The sequence below is a fragment of the Actinomyces graevenitzii C83 genome (assembly GCF_000239695.1).
Taxonomy (GTDB): Bacteria; Actinomycetota; Actinomycetes; order Actinomycetales; family Actinomycetaceae; genus Actinomyces; species Actinomyces graevenitzii.
This window is the reverse complement of sequence record NZ_JH470339.1, coordinates 1-13,222: the sequence shown is the minus strand read 5'-3', so window position 1 is coordinate 13,222 and position 13,222 is coordinate 1. Positions and strand designations below refer to the sequence as shown.

The 13,222-nt window shown below is 59.5% G+C and carries 12 protein-coding genes and 1 rRNA gene; 2 read left to right on the top strand and 11 right to left on the bottom strand.

Annotated features, from left to right (window positions below; translation table 11 throughout):
- Positions 1-28: 28 nt before the first annotated feature.
- Positions 29-2,734, bottom strand: coding sequence for a pyruvate, phosphate dikinase (gene ppdK / locus HMPREF0045_RS07640; RefSeq protein WP_040316277.1), 2,706 nt, complete (start codon positions 2,732-2,734; stop codon positions 29-31).
- Positions 2,735-3,015: 281 nt separating this feature from the next.
- Positions 3,016-5,562, bottom strand: a complete 2,547-nt coding sequence (locus HMPREF0045_RS07635; protein WP_005987159.1) for an ATP-dependent Clp protease ATP-binding subunit — start codon at positions 5,560-5,562, stop codon at positions 3,016-3,018.
- A gap of 560 nt (positions 5,563-6,122) precedes the next feature.
- Here HMPREF0045_RS07635 and HMPREF0045_RS07630 point away from each other — a divergent pair.
- Positions 6,123-6,425: a hypothetical protein gene (locus tag HMPREF0045_RS07630; RefSeq protein ID WP_005987157.1), complete on the top strand. Its 303-nt coding sequence runs from the start codon at positions 6,123-6,125 to the stop codon at positions 6,423-6,425.
- Between the two features lie 177 nt (positions 6,426-6,602).
- Here HMPREF0045_RS07630 and dtd read toward each other — a convergent pair whose 3' ends face one another.
- From dtd to HMPREF0045_RS07600, 6 genes are all read right to left on the bottom strand, one after another.
- Complete coding sequence (gene dtd, locus HMPREF0045_RS07625; protein WP_005987155.1) at positions 6,603-7,028, bottom strand: D-aminoacyl-tRNA deacylase; 426 nt, start codon at positions 7,026-7,028, stop codon at positions 6,603-6,605.
- On the bottom strand, positions 7,028-7,393 hold the full coding sequence (locus tag HMPREF0045_RS07620) for a DUF2516 family protein (protein ID WP_005987153.1): 366 nt from the start codon (positions 7,391-7,393) through the stop codon (positions 7,028-7,030). Before HMPREF0045_RS07620 ends, dtd begins: the two co-directional genes overlap by 1 nt.
- A gap of 56 nt (positions 7,394-7,449) precedes the next feature.
- Positions 7,450-7,959 carry a CAF17-like 4Fe-4S cluster assembly/insertion protein YgfZ gene (gene ygfZ / locus HMPREF0045_RS07615; protein ID WP_005987152.1) on the bottom strand — a complete coding sequence of 170 codons (510 nt, stop codon included), beginning with the start codon at positions 7,957-7,959 and terminating at the stop codon, positions 7,450-7,452.
- A 5-nt stretch (positions 7,960-7,964) separates the two neighbouring features.
- Positions 7,965-8,726 carry a hypothetical protein gene (locus HMPREF0045_RS10775; RefSeq protein ID WP_005987151.1) on the bottom strand — a complete coding sequence of 254 codons (762 nt, stop codon included), beginning with the start codon at positions 8,724-8,726 and terminating at the stop codon, positions 7,965-7,967.
- 11 nt (positions 8,727-8,737) lie between these two features.
- Positions 8,738-9,409, bottom strand: coding sequence for a heme-binding beta-barrel domain-containing protein (locus HMPREF0045_RS07605; RefSeq protein ID WP_005987150.1), 672 nt, complete (start codon positions 9,407-9,409; stop codon positions 8,738-8,740).
- 62 nt (positions 9,410-9,471) lie between these two features.
- Complete coding sequence (locus HMPREF0045_RS07600) at positions 9,472-10,410, bottom strand: hypothetical protein (protein ID WP_005987149.1); 939 nt, start codon at positions 10,408-10,410, stop codon at positions 9,472-9,474.
- 109 nt (positions 10,411-10,519) lie between these two features.
- Between HMPREF0045_RS07600 and HMPREF0045_RS07595 the strand changes: the two genes are divergently transcribed.
- Complete coding sequence (locus HMPREF0045_RS07595; protein WP_005987148.1) at positions 10,520-11,200, top strand: winged helix family transcriptional regulator; 681 nt, start codon at positions 10,520-10,522, stop codon at positions 11,198-11,200.
- Between the two features lie 252 nt (positions 11,201-11,452).
- Here the strand turns inward: HMPREF0045_RS07595 and HMPREF0045_RS07590 are convergent, their stop codons facing one another.
- The 3 genes from HMPREF0045_RS07590 to rrf all read right to left on the bottom strand — a co-directional run bounded on the left by HMPREF0045_RS07590 (position 11,453) and on the right by rrf (position 12,960).
- Positions 11,453-12,067 carry a sugar O-acetyltransferase gene (locus tag HMPREF0045_RS07590; protein WP_005987147.1) on the bottom strand — a complete coding sequence of 205 codons (615 nt, stop codon included), beginning with the start codon at positions 12,065-12,067 and terminating at the stop codon, positions 11,453-11,455.
- Positions 12,068-12,175: 108 nt separating this feature from the next.
- A complete protein-coding gene (locus HMPREF0045_RS07585) occupies positions 12,176-12,565 on the bottom strand; it encodes a DUF1304 domain-containing protein (RefSeq protein ID WP_005987146.1) in 390 nt (129 codons plus the stop codon).
- A 277-nt stretch (positions 12,566-12,842) separates the two neighbouring features.
- Positions 12,843-12,960, bottom strand: a 5S ribosomal RNA gene (rrf, locus tag HMPREF0045_RS07580).
- Positions 12,961-13,222 lie beyond the last annotated feature (262 nt).

Genomic DNA, 13,222 nt, shown 5'->3' with positions numbered 1-13,222 from the left:
CGACGGTCACCTAACTGAAGTTAAAAACTCAGCCGTTGATCACAGCGGCGCGGCCAGCCTCCAGGCGGGCCACCGGCACGCGGAACGGAGAGCAGGACACGTAGCTGATGCCCAGACGGTGGAAGAAGTCGATCGAGTCGGGGTCACCACCGTGCTCACCACATACACCCAGCTTCATGTCAGCCTTGGTCTTGCGGGCACGCTTAGCACCGGTCTCCATTAGGCGACCCACGCCGCGCTCGTCGATGGTCTCAAACGGGGAGGTACCGAAGATACCGGCGTCCATGTAGTGGCCGAAGAACACGCCTTCGACGTCGTCACGCGAGAAGCCCCAGGTGGTCTGGGTCAGGTCGTTGGTGCCGAAGGAGAAGAAGTCAGCTTCCTCAGCGATGGTGTCGGCGCTGATGGCGGCGCGCGGCAGCTCAATCATGCAGCCGATGGGGAAGTCGAGCTTGTAGCCGGACTGCTCGCTAACCTCAGCCAGCACCTTCTCAGCGCGCTCACGGGCGATCTGTAGCTCACGCACCGAACCTACCAGCGGGATCATGATCTCGGGCTGGGGGCTGCCACCGGCGCGTAGACGCTCCACAGCGGCCTCAGCAATGGCGCGGACCTGCAGCTCGATCAGGCCGGGCAGGGTCAGCAGCAGACGCACACCGCGCAGACCCAGCATGGGGTTGGCTTCGTGGTTCTTGCGCACCACGGCCAGCAGCTTCTCGTCAGCCGGGTCCAGGGTGCCGCGTTCGCGGTCCAGGGCCACCTTGACGCTCAGCTCGGTTAGGTCAGGCAGGAACTCGTGTAGCGGCGGGTCGATTAGACGCACGGTCATGGACTTGCCGTCCATGGTTTCGAGCATCTTGACGAAGTCACTCTTCTGCAGCGGCAGCAGCGCGGCCAGGGCCTGCTCGCGCTCTTCGTCAGTCTGGGCCAGGATCAGGTCCTGTACGAACTGCTTGCGCTCACCGAGGAACATGTGCTCGGTACGGCAAAGGCCAATACCCTCGGCGCCACGGTGGATTGCGTGACGGGCGTCGTCGGGGTTGTCAGCGTTGGCGCGTACACGCAGGCGACGGCGCTCGTCGGCGTGACGCATCAGGCGGTGCACGCTGGCAACCAGCTCGCGGGTGTCGGCGTCCTCGGCGCGGTAGAGGGCCTCGTCTAGGCCGCGACGCAGGTAGGTCATAACCGGGGAGTCAACTACCGGGACCTCACCTAGGAATACTTCACCGGTGGTGCCGTCTACGGCGATTACGTCGCCAGAGTGCAGCACAATCTGCTTGCCGTCACGGTTAACGGTCAGGGTGCGGGCTTCGGCGTCGACCTCTAGCTCTTCAGCGCCACAGACACAGGTCTTACCCATGCCACGGGCGACGACGGCGGCGTGGGAGGTCTTACCACCGCGGGCGGTGAGCACACCGTCAGCGGCAACCATGCCGGGCAGGTCATCAGGGTTGGTTTCGCGGCGAACCAGGATGACCTTCTGGCCTTCAGCGGCGCGCGAGACGGCCTCGTCGTTGTCGAAGACGATGCCACCTACAGCCGCACCCGGGGAGGCGGGCATAGCCTTGGTCAGCAGCTGACGCTCTACATCGGTGGCGAACTGCGGGAACATCAGCTTGGTTAGCTGTTCACCGGTAACGCGGGTGAGAGCCTCGTCCAGGGTGATGAGCTTTTCGTCAACCAGCTGGCTGGCTACGCGGAAGGCGGCGGCAGCGGTGCGCTTACCGACACGGGTCTGCAGCAGCCACAGCTTGCCGCGCTCAATGGTGAACTCGATGTCGCACAGGTCGCGGTAGTGGGTCTCCAGCTTGCGCATGGCGGCGCGCAGCTCACGGTAGGACTCGGGGTCAATGTTCTTAAGGTCGGCTAGCGACAGGGTGTTGCGGATACCGGCCACAACGTCCTCACCCTGGGCGTTGACCAGGTAGTCACCGTAGACACCAGAGTGACCAGTGGAGGGGTCGCGGGTGAAGCACACACCGGTACCGGAGGTCTCGCCCATGTTGCCGAATACCATGGTGCAAACGTTGACGGCGGTGCCCAGGTCGTGCGGGATCTTCTCACGACGACGGTAGATGTGAGCACGCTCAGTGTTCCAGGAGCGGAACACGGCTTCGGAGGCCATGTCTAGCTGGGTGCGCGGGTCCTGGGGGAAGTCGATGCCCGCGTGTTCCTTAACGATCTGCTTGTACTGGTCTACTAGTTCCTTGAGTGCGTCTACGTCCAACTCGTAGTCCAGCTTGACGCCCTTTTCTAGCTTCTTTGCGTCTAGGGCGGAGGAGAAGTGTTCGCCTTCAATGTCCAGTACGGTCTTACCGAACATCTGGATTAGGCGGCGGTAGGAGTCCCAGGCGAAACGCTCGTCGCCGCTTGCCTTGGCCAGGCCCTCAACGGACTGGTCGTTTAGACCAATGTTGAGCACGGTTTCCATCATGCCCGGCATCGAGAACTTAGCACCTGAACGCACCGACACCAGTAGCGGGTCCTCAGCGTCGCCTAGCTGGCGGCCTAGGTCTTCTTCTACGCGACGTAGCGCGGTGGTTACCTGTACAGCTAGCTCCGGGGGAACGACGCCGTCGTGCAGGTATGCGCGACAAGCGTCAGTAGTGATAGTGAAGCCAGGAGGCACCGGCAGTCCCAGGCGAGTCATCTCAGCCAGGTTTGCACCCTTACCGCCGAGCAGATCCTTCTGGTCCTTGTCACCCTCACTGAACATGTATACGTACTTGGGCATCTTCGCCTTCTTCTTGTCGATGCTTGCCTTACCATGCGGGGCGTGACGGTAAGTCACGCACCGACAAAATCCTAATGTGACTTATGGCCTAAATTCAAATTTTCGTGCCCTAAACTGGCCAATATTTGTAAATATGTTAAAGCTTTTTGCGTGTGCAGGACTACAAACAGCGCTACAATCCCCCACCAAACGTAAAGCGGGCCGCCCCCACTGGTGGGGGCGGCCCTCGTTGCATTAGCTTCCTAGCAGGCCTAATGCGTTAGCTTCAGACAGCTTAAAGGTCAGACACCTTCAGCTTCAGATTCGGCAGCCTTAATTTGTGCTTCTTCAGCTTGTTCACGTTCCTGCGTCTTAGCCTTGGGCAGGCGGGCGGCGCCAGGAATGGCAGTGAAGGTGAATTCACCCAGCAGACCTTCACCCTGAGCATCGACCAGGATGTGGCTGCCGCTAGCAATCTCACCGAACAGGATCTTCTCACTGAGGGCGTCTTCAATGTCACGCTGCACGGCACGGCGCAGCGGGCGAGCCCCAAGCACCGGGTCAAAGCCACGCTCAGCCAGTAGCTCCTTGGCGGCGTCGGTCAGCTCAATGGACAGGTTCTGCTCTACCAGGCGCTTGTCGAGGCGGGCGATCATCAGGTCCACGATCTGGCGCACCTCGGGCTTGCTCAGCTGCGGGAAGACGATTAGGTCATCTACACGGTTGAGGAACTCGGGGCGGAAGTGCTGCTTGAGCTCACGGTTAACGTGAGCCTTCATTTCCTCGTAGTCCATGGTGCCACTCTCGGTGGACTGGAAACCGGTGGCTACCGACTTACCAATGTCCTTGGAGCCCAGGTTGGTGGTCATGATGATCACCGTGTTCTTGAAGTCAACCACGCGCCCCTGGGCGTCAGAGAGGTGTCCGTCTTCAAGGATCTGCAGCAGCGAGTTGAAAATGTCCGGGTGGGCTTTTTCAACCTCATCGAATAGCACCACGGAGAAGGGGCGACGGCGTACCTTTTCGGTCAGCTGGCCACCTTCGTCGTAACCAACGTAGCCGGGAGGGGCACCAAACAGGCGCGAAACCGTGTGCTTTTCAGCGAATTCACTCATATCCAGCTGGATTAGGGCGTCTTCGTCGTCGAACAGGAACTCAGCCAGGGCCTTAGCCAGCTCGGTCTTACCCACACCGGTGGGACCGGCGAAGATAAAGGAACCGCCGGGGCGCTTGGGGTCCTTGAGTCCGGCGCGGGTGCGGCGGATGGACTTGCTCAGCGCCTCGATAGCCTTGTTCTGACCCACGATGCGCTTGTGCAGCTCGGCTTCCATGTTGAGTAGCTTGGTGGATTCAGCCTCAGTCAGCTTGACCACCGGAATGCCGGTACTCATGGCCAGCACTTCAGCGATCAGGTTTTCATCCACTTCGGCTACCTGGTCTAGGTCGCCGTTCTTCCAGGCCTGCTCCTTGGCGGTGCGCTCGCTACCCAGGCGGCGTTCGTCGTCGCGTAGGGCGGCGGCGCGCTCAAAGTCCTGTGCGTCGATGGCGCTTTCTTTTTCACGCTTAACTTCAGCGATGCGCTCATCAATTTCGCGTAGCTCCGGCGGGGCGGTCATGCGGCGGATGCGCAGACGCGCGCCGGCCTCGTCAACCAGGTCAATGGCCTTGTCGGGCAGGTAACGGTCATTGATGTAGCGGTCGGAGAACTTAACGGCCGCTTCAATGGCCTCATCGGTGATAATGACGCGGTGGAAGGATTCGTAGCGGTCACGCAGCCCCTTTAGGATCTGAATGGCCTGCTCAATGGTGGGCTGGTCTACCTGTACCGGCTGGAAGCGGCGCTCTAGGGCGGCGTCCTTCTCGATCTTGCGGTATTCCTCTAGCGTGGTGGCACCGATGGTCTGTAGCTCGCCGCGCGCCAGCATGGGCTTGAGGATGGAGGCCGCGTCGACGGCGCCCTCAGCCGCACCGGCGCTGACTAGGGTGTGGATCTCGTCAATGAACAAGATGATGTCACCGCGCGTACGTACTTCTTTAAGCACCTTCTTTAGGCGCTCTTCGAAGTCACCACGGTAACGCGAGCCGGCCACCAGCGAACCCATATCCAGGGAGTAAAGCTGCTTGTCGCGCAGAGTTTCGGGAACGTCGCCATGCACGATGGCTTGGCTGAGGCCCTCCACCACAGCGGTTTTACCTACACCGGGTTCACCGATTAGTACCGGGTTGTTTTTGGTACGGCGCGAGAGGATCTGCATGACACGCTCCATTTCCTTGGAGCGGCCAATTACCGGGTCTAGTTTGCCTTCACGGGCGGCTTGGGTCAGGTTGCGGCCAAACTGGTCTAGGATGGCGCTTCCCGACGGCGTCCCCTCCTTGAGTGCAGAGGCACCGGACCCCACGGTTTCTTTGGCGTCATAGCCGCTAAGCAGCTGCATTACCGCCTGACGCAGAGCCGCCAGGTCGACGTCGAGATTACCCAGAGCCTGAACCGCCACACCTTCGCCTTCACGCAGCAAACCGAGCAGGATGTGCTCAGTGCCGATGTAGTTGTGGCTTAGCTGCAGGGCTTCACGCAGGCTGAGCTCAAGTACTTTCTTGGCACGCGGGGTGAAGGGGATGTGACCACTAGGAGCAGACTGGCCCTCACCAATAATCTCCACTACCTGGGCACGTGCCTTGTCTAGAGTTACGTCCATTGACTCTAGAGCTTTGGCTGCTACTCCCTCACCTTCGTGGATGAGGCCCAGCAACAGGTGCTCTGTGCCAATGTAGTTGTGGTTGAGCGCGCGCGCTTCGTCCTGGGCTAGGACGACGACGCGGCGAGCTCGGTCCGTAAAACGTTCAAACATTCGGGGCTGCTCCTTGGCAGGTCCATCGACAACTGTATGGCTTAAGGCTATCCCGCTTTCCTATATAGCGGTCTAGTGGTTTCGCACGCGGCATATGCAAAGTTGAGCCTAGTCGACTCAGGTCGGCTAAAACCGTTACTCGCGCCACGTTTTATTTGGATTCCAAGTAATCCGATCGACTATTTCATACAACGACCTAAAATCCTGGCGCCCCAAAGTGGACGTTCTAAAAACCGGGAGGACTACCCCTAACGGAAGAACAAGCAGACCCGTCGGAAGGGCAAACGGGTCTGTCGGAAGGGCGAGCAGACCCGCCGGAAGGGCAAACAGGCCGAAGCTAAGCCCTCCCCTGCGGGCGCGCGACGCATACTTTGCCGCGCTATTCCATAAAAAATCTCGATTCCCTAGGGATTTAGAGATCTTTTCGCTAAATACAGCAGGTCACTTCTGTCAAGTAGTGAATAGTTATTTTCTCTATGAAAAATAGCACATTTAGACTACAATATTTGCACGCGTTTAGTGACTGTTCAGGTTCCGCGTTCTAACTGGAGGTATAAAACATGCGCATCGTCAAGCAAACGCTTGCAGCCCACAACCGTGTTTCTGACGGACAACTTGTAAGCGCCCTGCTGGCTTTAGGTTGCGCCGGAGCAACGTGGCTCATTTCCCCTTCAATGCCCCTGTGGGCAGCTTCAGTCAGCTTCATGCTGTTCTTTGTTTGGCTGGCCACCATCGACCGCATCACCGGGATTTTGGAGCCGGCCACCGGGCCCGGCACGCTCAAGTCCACCGCATCTAACAAGCACGGCGCACTGCTGCTAACGGCGCTAATCGCCGTCACGGTGATCGCAGCCTGCCTATAAACCTACTGGGCAGACCATGCCTATATAAGTGCCGTACCCATATGGGTAGGTCTTGTTGGCCGGCAAGGCAATTTTCCTAGGCTGGCCGCGCCCATATGGGTATGGCTGCAGGTTCATTGGGGCCACTATGCAAGGGAGCCTGGCATTGCCAGGCTCCATTAGTTTTGCAAGTCGCGTCTAGGCCTCAAGCTCAATAGTGACCGGCCCATCGGCCTGCATATCAATCACCATGTGGGCCCCAAACTGGCCCGTGGCCACCTCAAGCCCCCGCGAGCGCAGATCCTCAACCACGGCCTGCACCAACGGCTCGGCCACATCCGCCCCGGCCGCCTGGTTCCAGCTGGGCCGGCGTCCCTTGCGGGTGTCGGCATAAAGGGTAAATTGGGAGACCACCAGCACCGGCGCGGCGGCGTCGGTTACCGATAGCTCCCCTTCTAGTAGCCGCAAGTCCGCGATTTTACGGGCAATTAAGGCCACCTGGGCGGCGCCGTCGTCGTGAGTAACCCCCACCAAAGCCAGCAGGCCCGGGCGGTCAATAGCACCCACTACCTGGCCGTCAACACTAACTGCGGCGCGATTAACGCGCTGGATAACCGCCCGCATCAGCTACGCCGGTTGTTGCGGTCGCCTTCGTCAATGACGCGCAGCTTGGAGCGCACGCGGGCCGGGGCTAGCGCCGCCAGCTGGGGACGCACCCCCGCCAGGTACACTGCCGAGGCCGCCACCGCGATCATGCCGAAGAAGGAGTACCAGCCCAAAACCACGCAGGCCAAGCCCGCCCCAATGTGTACCCCGATCCAAGCGGATTTGCTTAGGCGGGAGGCGGCCGGGAAGAGGTTAGCCGGACGCACCAGGGTGTCTAGCAGCGCCCAGACGATAATCAAAAACGCGCTGACAGCCAAGGCGATATTGACTATGGCCACAAATTGGCTTAGATAAAAGGCCACATACGCCAGGATTTCGCTCATACATACCTCACTTAAGTTCTTGACTGAGTCTAACGGCTAAGCCGTGTTTTCTGGGGCTAGCCATGCTCAGGGCGCAGCCGCTTTAAACCCAGGCCCGGACGCTGGCTGGGTGAGGCTTCAGCCTTGCCAGCAGGATCAACCAGTAGCTCTTGGCTAGCGCTTTCGTAGCCGGCTTCCAGATCCACCGCCAGCTCGGCTTGTGCGGGCACGCCTCGACGCACTAGGGCCAGGGCGATATTTCCCAGCTCCCAGTGGCGTGCCACGCTGGTTATTGTGCCCACGGCCTTGCCGGCGGGGTTGTCTCCGGCGGGCAGGTACACGCGTGCGCCTACCTCGGGTAGCTGTCCTTGCCAGCCGGCTAGTTGCAGCTGTACTAGGCGACGCGGGGGCCGGCCCAGGTTGACCGTGCGGGCGATGGTTTCTTGGCCCGGGTAGCAGCCTTTGTTTAGGTGCACGCCGGTGCGTAGCCAGTCCAGCTCATTGGGGATGGCGCGGGCGTCCACTTCACGCGCCCAGCGCGGCAGTCCGGCTTCGATGCGCAGCGCCTCCCAGGCCAGCTCACCCACTTGGGTTAAGTCCGTTGCTTGGCCGGGGACTGTCTCTTGGCCCGACCCTTGTTCTTGGCCGGGGCCGCCTGCCCAGCTTCGAGGGCCACTACTACCCCGCCGGCGCGGTAGTTGGCGCCGGGGTGGCGCGTGCCGGTGAAGTAGGTGCTGCCGCCGGGGGTGATGCCCGGCCAGGGGTCGTGCCAGGTGGTTACTAGATTTTTGACGACGTCGGCCAGCTTTTGCACCCCGTCACCGATAGCCCCAGCTACCTGCAGATCTGGACGCACCTGGGCCTGCACGCGCAGCATGAAGCGACGCGAGTTAAGCAACTGGGCTAGCCCATCACCGCAGCCAGCATCCACCAGTAGCAGCACGCTTTGCTCGCCCGAAGCTGCTTGCTCAGCCTGGGCTGGCGCGCCCGGCGTAGCACTGGAGGCACTTGCCTGCCCAGCGGCGTCGTCGGCAGTGCGCGCGGCGCCGTCGGCAGCGCGCGCGGCGGCGTCGGCACCTGAGAGGCCACCAGAAACCGGGGCCGGCACCAAGGCGGACACAGCCAAGGCGGCGTAGAGGATATGGCCGTTAGCGTCCAGGAACAGCACCTGGCGGCTCTGGCCATCATTTTCCAGGTCGGTTAGCACCTGGCTGGAGACGGTGGTCAGGTAGCCAAGCCGGTCAGCGCCGCTTACCTCAACGACGTCGCGGCTAAGCCACGCCCATGCCTGCCCCTGAGCTAGTAGCGCCTGCTCGCGCAGGGGGTTACCAAAGTGTTCGGGTGCAAAAGCCATAGCTGTTTAAGCTACTTCGCGCTGGGCTCGTCAGCGCGCTCGCCTAGGGCAGCGCCCATTTCAGGCTCTTGCTGGGCCTCGTCTTCAACGCGGCTGAGGCGGCCAGAAGCATAGGTTTTGAACTCTTTACGGCCAAAAGCATCCATGTCCTGGGTCCACATCAGCTCAGAGTTAACCAGGCCGTACATGCGGGTCATGCGTTCTAGCTCAGCGGAGAACTCGCTGCGCTGCACGCTGGTGGTAGCTAGCTCAATGCGCGGGCCCTGCACGGCGCCTTCCCATACGGCGGCGTGACCGGCCGGGTCTGCGCTAATGATCTCCAGGTTGGTGATGGGAGTTACCGGGCCGGAGGCAGCTTCAGGAGCTTCAGGCTTGTACTGGCCCACCGGACGCCAGTAAGAGGTTTCAGTGGACCACACCTGGGCGGGGGTGATCTTGCTGGCGCCTTCAGCGCCGCTCATTTCGAAGTCGAGGTTCTCACTCTTGGTGGAGTCAACGGTCCAGATAGTGATGGTTTGCTTCAAGTAGGGACCGCCGTCGTGCTCGAAGCTCATCTCCTGATATACCGCCTGCTCGGGAACATCCTCGCCGTAGGTAAGAATGCCGTAGCCACGCCACTTACCTAGCAGCCAGGCTAGGGGGTAAAGATCGGGAGAAATATCGTCAGGAAAAGTAAAAGCCACGTGGCCAGTGTACGCGTCAGCCAGCTAGCTGGTCACGAAAGTTAGCCAGCCACGAAAGAAAGTCAGCCAGCCACGAAAGCGGCCATCACCCTGGCAATGTAGTAGGTGGGGGCGCCCACAGCCAGCACCGGCAGCACAGCTGAAGTGATGGCGGCGCGACCGCCGGGCACCCAGCGGTGGGTCCACAGCACACGGTTAGCGATTGCCATCAGCAAACCAGCCACGAAACCGATCACCAGGCAGCCCGCGCCGGAACGTAGGGCCGTGTCTACCGCCTGGTGGGAGGGGCCAAAGAAGCCAGCCAGAGCCAGGGCCACGGCCACGGCGCAACTAGTTAGGGCCGGGATGATCACCGTCAGCATTTCTAGCACCCACGCGGGCACCTCCAGTACCGTCAGCGAAGCCCCAATCAGCAGGGCCACAGCCGTGGGCACAATAACGCTAGAGGCAGCCAAGCCGGAGGAGAACACGCACCAGGCAGCCCCGGAAACCAGCACCACCACCCCGGACAGGGAGGTAAATAGTTCTTCCAGCAGGCCTTCGTGGGCTCCGGAACGCATTTGTAGGGCAAATACTGCCAGCACCCCAATACCAGCTAGCTTGGTGGCGTCACCGTATTCGTCGGTTAGGGTGAGCGTGACGGCACTGGCGATCCCAAATAGTGCCAGGAAAATACCGGTGACATTGTCGTGCTCGGCCTGGATCAATGCCGGCCAGCCTTGAGCGAAACACACCGCCAAGCCACACACCAGCAGGCAGGTAACCCAGAACGGGGATACGGCAGTTAGTGCCAGCAATAGCGGCATAACCCCAGCCATCGCCAGGCGCGTCCAGGCAGTGTCCACCAGACCGGTTTCCACAACGCCGTCGCTGGTGTGGTATTGGGTCCCGTAGCGGCGCGCGGCCTGTTCCTTCACGCTGGTACGTGTCCGCTTACGCCCGGAAACCTGGTTCTGGGCGGGTGCGGCAAGGGGTTCTGATTGCGCAGGCGAATTAGTCACCCTTGAATCGTCCCATATGCTGCCGATCCATGCACCTTAACCACCCAAAAGGCCGTAAACTTGTGCCTGGTGTCGCATTAGGGGTATCAGTACTTTAAGGAGGAAGCAAATGAGGCTGGTCATGCTTAGCAACGAGCCTGAGGCCAGTGCCGTGCTGCCAGCCATCGCTTTTCTCGAACACCAGGTGCAGGTTTTGCCGCCCCAGCCTGATTCTTATGGGGCGCTTGAAAATGCCGACGTCGTAATGGTTGATGCCCGCACGGATCTGTTGCGGGCGCGGCCCCTATGCCAACTGCTGGCCACCTCCATGGACTATACGGTGCTGGCTGTGATTGAGGAGGGTGGGGCTGTGGCCCTGACTTCCTCTTGGGGGATTGCCGATTTTGTGATTGCTTCTGCTTCCCCGGCGGAGTTAGCGGCCCGGTTGCGGCTGCTGGAGTCTAGCGTGGTTGCAGACAGTAATGCTGGCTCTAGTGGTTCTAGCGATGAGTCGATCCTGGAAGTTGGCGACATTGTGATTGACACTGACGCTTACACGGTACGTCTGCACGGCCAAACCCTGGATTTGACCTATAAGGAGTTTGAGCTGCTTAAGTATTTGGCTGCTAACCAGGGCCGGGTGCTTACCCGTCAGGCTTTGCTCGACGCCGTGTGGGGCGAGGATTATATTGGCGGTTCACGTACTGTGGATGTGCATGTGCGGCGTCTACGCGCCAAGCTTGGCGGTGAGCATGATCATCTCATTGGCACCGTGCGTAACGTGGGTTATCGATTGGACTTGGACGAGTAACCGTGTAGAGTTGGGGCCGGCATCGGGTCGTGACGGGCCCCGGGCTCCAAAATCTGCCGCTACGAGCGGCCTACGCGCCGACTGGCGCTCTCCGACCCGGTGCTGCTTAATCTTTTCTGCGCTTTTAATCCCTTTTATAACCCTTACTTTAACGGCCTTGCCGGGCCTTGCTTTAGCGCTCCTGCTGGGCGGGGTTTTAGCGGCCCTGCTGGCCGAGGTTTTACCAGCCTACTGGGCTTTGCTTTAGCTGCCCTACTGGCCGGAGTTCTCATACAAGTTGCGGATTACTTTGGCTGGGTTTCCTACGGCGACGGCGCCGGCTGGGATGTCCTTAACCACTACCGATCCTGCACCCACTACGGCGTCGTCACCAATGGTGACCCCGGGGCAGACGATTACCCCGCCACCAAGCCAAACATTGTTACCGATAGTGATGGGTTTGCCGCCTTCTAAGCCGCTTTTACGGGTGGGCGGATCCAACGGGTGGATGGGGGTTAGCAGCTGCACGTTAGGGCCGATTTGGCAGGAATCACCGATGACGATGTCGGCTACATCCAGCGCGATTAGCCCAAAGTTAATGAATACGTTGTTGCCTACGCTGATGTGGCATCCGTAGTCGACTGCTAGCGGGGGTCGGATGGTTACGCCTTGGCCGACGTCGCCCAGCACTTGTCGCAGCAGGGCGTCTGCCTGGCCTTTCTCGCCGGCAAGGAAGGCCAGGCGGTATTCTTCCAGGAGTTTGCTGCTACGGGCTGGGATTTCATTAAAGCGCGGATCGGTGGGGTCTACGCGGTATAGCTGCCCGGCCCGCATACGTTCCCAGTTGCTGCGGTTGTCTTCTACGGCGACGGCGTCTGTCTCACTCATACCAGAACGATACCCATACTTAGTGGCAAAGACCCGCAGTTTAAACTCTGCGAGCCACAGGCCACGCGAGACGCCATGGTCTACTCAACGCCAGGGTCTCCTTGGGCGCTATACCAGAACGATACCTAGGGTTAGGAAGATGATGGCTAGTAGCGGGGTGGTACCTTGTTTGAGGGCGGCTGGGCGCTTGTCTGGGCTGGCGATGAATAGCAGTGCGGCTGCGGCCAGCATGGAGCCGGTCCCGAAGAACATTAGGCTTAGGCCTACTGCGTGGCTGGCTGTGTAGTAGATGATGGCGCCTAGAAGTATTTCGATAGCTAAAAATAGGTTGTAGAAGCCTTGGTTGAAGGCCATCTCTTTAGTGTTGGCGGCCTGCTGGGGGCTCATATTGAAGGTGATAAGGGTTTTCTCGTTGGTCCAGGAAATGGATTCCATTTTGAAGATGAGCACGTGAATGAGCGCTGCAGCAATAGCTAGGACTAGGCCGGTAATAAACATCTGTATGCCTTTGAATTTGAAGGGATGAGTTTAAATGGGGCCTGGCAAGGGTGGCCCGTAAGTATAAAGGCAGCTTTAGGCTGCCTTTAAGTCGTAAAAGTCGGCCGTTATGGCCGACGAGTTGGGAACATAAAAGTAGGGGGCGTGTTAGAAAACCTAACACACCCCCTACAATGCCCGATCTTCGAAGCTACAAAAAAGTTCGAGGCTACAAAAAATGGTGGTGGGGGTGTCAACCCCACAATCAGGATCAACACCCCCACCACCATAAGGAAACGGTTGGCAGCGCCCTACTCTCCCACAACCCACCAGTTGCAGTACCATCAGCGCAGAAAGGCTTAACTTCCAGGTTCGGAAAGGATACTGGGTGTAACCCCCTCGCTAAAACCACCAACACAACCAAAACAAGCAACACCCCAAAAAAGGGATAACCACTCACCAGTCAGTGAAACAATATATCCACTTAACAACCCAACCCACAAACCCATTAAGGATTCGAGGCCGTGTTGGTCGTGAACCGCACAGTGGACGCAAACACCATCAAACAAACACCAACCAAAGCTGATGCAACAAGTTATTGTTAGTAATCGGTCAATTAGTACTAGTAAGCTGGTCACCTTACAATGTCTACACTCCTAGCCTATCAACCCGGTAATC

What these genes read in the sequence shown, in the direction of transcription:
- ppdK (WP_040316277.1), bottom strand. Translation starts at nt 2,734, where the DNA reads ATGCCCAAGTACGTATACATGTTCAGTGAGGGTGACAAGGACCAGAAG.
- HMPREF0045_RS07635 (WP_005987159.1), bottom strand. Translation starts at nt 5,562, where the DNA reads ATGTTTGAACGTTTTACGGACCGAGCTCGCCGCGTCGTCGTCCTAGCC.
- HMPREF0045_RS07630 (WP_005987157.1), top strand. Translation starts at nt 6,123, where the DNA reads ATGCGCATCGTCAAGCAAACGCTTGCAGCCCACAACCGTGTTTCTGAC.
- dtd (WP_005987155.1), bottom strand. Translation starts at nt 7,028, where the DNA reads ATGCGGGCGGTTATCCAGCGCGTTAATCGCGCCGCAGTTAGTGTTGAC.
- HMPREF0045_RS07620 (WP_005987153.1), bottom strand. Translation starts at nt 7,393, where the DNA reads ATGAGCGAAATCCTGGCGTATGTGGCCTTTTATCTAAGCCAATTTGTG.
- HMPREF0045_RS10775 (WP_005987151.1), bottom strand. Translation starts at nt 8,726, where the DNA reads ATGGCTTTTGCACCCGAACACTTTGGTAACCCCCTGCGCGAGCAGGCG.
- HMPREF0045_RS07595 (WP_005987148.1), top strand. Translation starts at nt 10,520, where the DNA reads ATGAGGCTGGTCATGCTTAGCAACGAGCCTGAGGCCAGTGCCGTGCTG.
- HMPREF0045_RS07590 (WP_005987147.1), bottom strand. Translation starts at nt 12,067, where the DNA reads ATGAGTGAGACAGACGCCGTCGCCGTAGAAGACAACCGCAGCAACTGG.
- HMPREF0045_RS07585 (WP_005987146.1), bottom strand. Translation starts at nt 12,565, where the DNA reads ATGTTTATTACCGGCCTAGTCCTAGCTATTGCTGCAGCGCTCATTCAC.